The organism is Stieleria sp. (assembly GCF_041595215.1).
Classification (GTDB): domain Bacteria; phylum Planctomycetota; class Planctomycetia; order Pirellulales; family Pirellulaceae; genus Stieleria; species Stieleria magnilauensis.
This window is the reverse complement of the sequence record NZ_JBFHKV010001073.1, coordinates 1-2,907: the sequence shown is the minus strand read 5'-3', so window position 1 is coordinate 2,907 and position 2,907 is coordinate 1. Positions and strand designations below refer to the sequence as shown.

At 59.9% G+C, this 2,907-nt stretch carries 2 protein-coding genes and 1 pseudogene; all 3 read right to left on the bottom strand.

What is annotated here, in order from left to right:
* Positions 1 to 905 (bottom strand): annotated as a pseudogene (locus ABX749_RS28155) (ATP-dependent DNA ligase); the annotation flags it as partial.
* Positions 902 to 1,951 carry a ligase-associated DNA damage response exonuclease gene (locus ABX749_RS28150; RefSeq protein WP_372898957.1) on the bottom strand — a complete coding sequence of 350 codons (1,050 nt, stop codon included), beginning with the start codon at positions 1,949 to 1,951 and terminating at the stop codon, positions 902 to 904. The pseudogene ABX749_RS28155 and the gene ABX749_RS28150, both read right to left, overlap by 4 nt.
* A gap of 415 nt (positions 1,952 to 2,366) precedes the next feature.
* Positions 2,367 to 2,582 (bottom strand): hypothetical protein, encoded by a 216-nt coding sequence (locus tag ABX749_RS28145; protein ID WP_372898956.1) that lies wholly within the window; start codon positions 2,580 to 2,582, stop codon positions 2,367 to 2,369.
* Between the last annotated feature and the right edge of the window lie 325 nt (positions 2,583 to 2,907).

Genomic DNA, 2,907 nt, shown 5'->3' with positions numbered 1-2,907 from the left:
TTGCGGCCGATCCGTCGTTGCAGTTGAGCAAAAGGCAACACCGCACCGTCTGGAATCGCCGCCAGAATCTCACCGTCGATCACCGTCCCATCGGGCAGCAACTCGGCAGCCGACTCGATTTCCGGCCAACGATTCTCCATCAACTCCTCGCCACGCGACCAAAGAAATGTCTGGCCAGATCGGCGGATGACCTGTCCCCGGATCCCGTCCCATTTCCACTCCGCCAAGTAGTCCGACGCCTCACCCAAGACCTCCGGTCCTTTCTCATTGTCGATCGGATGCGCCAAGCAAAACGGATAGGGTTTGCTGGGAACCGTATCTTGGATCTCGGGATCGATCAACGACGCAAACGATTCGGCCGATGGGTCAAAGTCTCCCATCAAGCGATGGGAGATGACGTCGGCTGGAATTCCGGCATGCCCGGCGATCGCTCGCGTGACCAGTCGCTTGCTGACACCGACACGAAACGATCCGGTCACCAGCTTCATCACCACCAGTCGCAACCGGGCCGGCGTTTCGTTCCAGATCTGCAGCACCGCGGCGTGTTGTTCTTCATCGCTCATCGAGCGCAGCGGCAGCAATCGATGCTCGACCCAATGCGTTAATGATTCATCCGTTGTCGTCGTCCCAGGCGGCACGACCAGTGAAAACGTCTCCGCCAGATCGCCGACCGCCTGATACGACTCTTCGAACAACCACTGGGGGATCTCGGCCTGCTCGGCGGCCCAGACCCGCAGCAACGATGTCGGCACCAGGCGTCGCAGTTTGTTGCCGGACAGAAAATAGGTCGCCCAAGCGGCATCGGAATGATCCGCGCCGGCAAAGTAGCGAACCATCGCCGCGATCTTTTCGTTCGTCTTGGTGGTCGAGTCCAGTTCGTTGTACAGTTCGGCAAATCGAATCATGACGCAGACTCCGCCGCGTCCGCCGTTGCATCTTCGTCTCCCTCGCGACGCCCCCCGGAATCGAGTTCGTCGGCGTTTCGTCCGTTCTCATTCAAGTACCGCGCCACCGCGGCGGTGTACCCGTGCGTCGCCCATACGGTCTCGGGATCACATTGATCGACCGCGACCAGCAGCGACTGCCAATCGACATGGTCGCTGACCACAAACCCCCGATCCATCGCCCGCCGTCGCCGCGATCCCCGCACCGCCATCCACCCGCTGGCCATCGCAGTACTGACGCGACCAAACCGCTTCATCCAAGCCGATCCGTGGGCACTCGGGACGGCAATCACCATTGCCCCACTCCAATCCTGCTTCCCTTCCACCGCACCGACGTAATGCGTCTCCGGCAATTCCACACCCGAGCGGCGATAGGCTTGCACACCTTTTTCCACCGCGCCGTGGGTGAAGATTTTCCCCAGCGTCGTATCCAGCCCGGCCAGCAGCGATTGGCTTTTCCCGACCGCGTAGCCGTACAACACGCAACACTTTCCCTCGTCGCGACAGCGCCGCCACCAGGCATTGATCTCTTCGCGAACCGATTCCGGTGACGGCCAGCGATAGATCGGCAACCCGAACGTCGTTTCGGTCACCAACAGATGGCATTGCACCGGTTCCCAGGATTGGCAGGTCAGATCGCGCCCCAGCTTGTAATCGCCCGTCACCACCGCGATCTTGCCGCGGTGCTCCAAGCGGACCTGGGCCGATCCGAGCATGTGGCCGGCCGGATGGAGGCTGACGCGAACGCCGCCGATTGAAATCGATTCGCCGTAAGGCAGGAATTGAAACTCGGCGTCATCGTTCATTCTCATCCGCAACAGATGCTCGCCGGGCGCAGCAGAGAGATAATGCCTGCACCCCCAGCGGGCGTGATCACTGTGAGCATGCGTGACGACGGCGCGATCGACCGGCCGAGTCGGATCGACATAAAAGTCACCAGCATCGCAATAGAGTCCACTGGACGTCGGCCGTAACAACGGTTCAAAGGAAACCATTTCGTTGTCCATTCACTCAACCGCGGTCGGCATTGCAGCGTCCAGCCTGTCCCGACCGTCACTCATTCAATCGACACCACTAGTTAGAACATCGAACGCAATAAAGGAAGCACCGCGACCCGCAGATGGCCGACGCCCAACAGCACCCCCAAACCCGACGGCACGCCAAATCCGAGTCGTCCAATTGGCGCACCATCGATCCGTAAATCCAGTCTGTTTTCCGTCTGGACCAACCACTGGACGACCCTTTTGATCAGGGGGCGCAATGAGACACCTGGGCCCGTGCTGCGAATCGCGCCGAGCAGGGCGTGCACGTCCGGGAAATCGACGACGATCGCTTTCGGTCCTGCAGAAACGGAAAAAGACCGCCCTTGGACTTCCAATTTCACCCAACCCTCCAGCGTCAACGGGAACCGATTCGCCACCATCAGCTCGCTTGATCGGCGGCGCGGTCGCGGGTCGCGATGCGGATCGTCCCATTCATCTTCCAATGGGCACTCGGCGAATCGGCCGCGGTGGAACTGGGGACGTTCAATTCAAACTCGTCGAACGAGTAGCTGATCTCGGCGTTGCGGCCGGTCAATTTATCGTACAGTCCGATCGCCAATTCGGGCCAATTTTGAGTGTTTGGTGTTTCAGCCATGTCAATCTCCGTGATTGGAAAGAGTGTGTTTGCCCGGCGGAACGTTAGGGGCATGGCAAGCGCCCCGCCAATCCGCACTCCTCAATCCGCTCCCGACGACCGGCTGCGAATTACCGGTCCGCTACAGTTCAACCGAAAACCGACGCGATTCTGACTCGCAAACCGCTCGCCCCCAAGGTGATCACTTTGATTCTGGCCATCCTTCCCAATCAACTGTTCTCCGATCACCCGGGCCTACGTCAGAAGCCGTCGCAGGTGTTGTTGCTCGAAGACTCGCTGTTTTTTGGCGACTGGCGATACCCCGCGACGTTCCACAAGCAAAAAC

What these genes read in the sequence shown, in the direction of transcription:
- ABX749_RS28145 (WP_372898956.1), bottom strand. Translation starts at nt 2,582, where the DNA reads ATGGCTGAAACACCAAACACTCAAAATTGGCCCGAATTGGCGATCGGA.
- ABX749_RS28150 (WP_372898957.1), bottom strand. Translation starts at nt 1,951, where the DNA reads ATGGACAACGAAATGGTTTCCTTTGAACCGTTGTTACGGCCGACGTCC.